The following is a 2068-nucleotide window of genomic DNA, read 5'->3' on the forward strand; positions in this document are numbered from 1 at the left end:
TATTTTTAGGTGATTTTTCTGGTTTAGGTGTTAATATTATTAATTTAAATAGGAATATTTCGATTTTAGGTAGTAATGCTGTATTGTATGATATGGGTTTTTTAATTAGTGCTTCTGGTGTTGTTTTGAATAGTCTTACTTTATTTAGCACTGTTAATAATTTTGTTGGCAATGGTGGTGCTGTTGTTTTAGTTAATGGTATTGGTGTGGTTTTATCTAATTTGGATATTGTTTGTAATGTGGGTAATGTTGCTGATATTTTTGCTGTTGTTGCAAATGATTCTAATGGATTAATCTTTAAAAATAGTAAAATTAGTTTTACAGTTTTAGCAAATGGGAATAAAATAAGTATTCCAGTTAAAATAGATAATTCAAATGATACTATTATAGAAAATAATACTGTTGTTGCATTTATTCCTTCATATGACATTGAATGGTCTTGGGATCCTGTGACTTATGGATATGCTCCAAAAGCCAAATCAGAAGGATTTTTAATTAAAAAATCCAAAGGAGTAAAATTTAAAGACAACAACATCTTAATCAATGTTAATAATAAAATAGGAACTTATAATACAATGTATGGACTTCATGCCATGCTTTGTAATGATTTAGAAGTATCAGATAATAAAATCGAAGTTAATGGATCTAAATACGCTTATGCAACAATTATCAGTGGCCAAAATATTAATATAAAAAATAACAATATCCATGCACACACTGATGATTACTATGCAGCAGCAATTGACCTTGAAGGTCCAGCAACAGCATATATTGATTCTAACAATCTAACTGCAAAATCCAACCATGTAGTATATGTAATATACTCAGGAGGATTCATGGGTCGTATTGAAGCAGAATACACCAACAATAATCTTACAGGCGAATCAAGATTCACATTTGGTACTTCACTAACCGGTGTAACTGAAAATTTCATCAACAACACCATAATACTCAACGGAAACTACACAATGGCCATAACAGGAAATACAAAATACTTACAAATAATAAACAACACTATACAATCTAATGGAACAAATATCGGTCCTAATGATGGTTCTGGCGATACAGTAATCACAAATGTAGAAACAACAGGTATAATAATTGTTAAACAATTAGGTAATGCCAATATCACCAACAACAACATAAAATCCACAGGAAACTACACAGTAATAACAGAAAGAGAAGGAAATGTAATAAAAAACCACCTAATTGCTAATAAACTAGTAGGTGATGACAGCGTAAAAGCAACAAACAACAACACAACAGTAAAAAACAACACTCCATTTAAAACAGGCCTAATAATAACAATAAATGATGTTAAATATAAGCAAAAATTCACTATCATAGCTAATTTAACACACAAAATAAATGGAGAAGTCATAGCTACAATTAACAATAAAAACTACACAATAAAAATTGTTAACGGTAGTGGATCATTAGTTGTTAATGATATTCTACCAGTTGGTAAATACTTAGTTTCAGCAAAATACAATGGAAACCAAAACTATTTACCAGCTACAAACACTACAACATTTAATATTACTAAAGCTACATTAAATATCAGTGCAATAGTTTCTGATGTTGTTTATGGTCAAGATTTAGTTATTTCCCATGTTTTGAATGTTAGTGATGCTGTAGGTAGTGTTGTTTATTTTGTTGATGGTAAAAGGGTAGGTAATTCCTCTGTAGGCTCTTCAATTAATGTTTCAGCTTTAAAAGCTGGGTTGCATACTGTTTTTGTTAAGTTAGTTGATGATGTTAATTATGTGGATGCTACAAGTGCTACTTTAACTGTTAATGTTGTTAAGGCTATGTTAAATATTAGTGCAATTGCAAATAATATTACCTACGGCCAAAATTTAGTTGTTTCTCATGTTTTGAATGTTGGTGATGCTGTAGGTAGTGTTGTTTATTTTGTTGATGGTAAAAGGGTAGGTAATTCTTCTGTAGGCTCTTCAATTAATGTTTCAAGTTTAAAAGCTGGGTTGCATACTGTTTTTGTTAAGTTAGTTGATGATGTTAATTATGTGGATGCTACAAGTGATACTTTAACTGTTAATGTTGCTAA

1 protein-coding gene is annotated in these 2068 nt (G+C 30.1%); it reads left to right on the forward strand.

Annotated features, from left to right (window positions below; genetic code table 11):
• On the forward strand, nucleotides 1–2068 hold a 2068-nt coding region (locus MBORA_RS09360), incomplete at both ends, for an Ig-like domain-containing protein (RefSeq protein ID WP_156482720.1).

It is taken from the genome of Methanobrevibacter oralis (genome assembly GCF_001639275.1).
GTDB classification, from domain to species: Archaea; Methanobacteriota; Methanobacteria; order Methanobacteriales; family Methanobacteriaceae; genus Methanocatella; species Methanocatella oralis.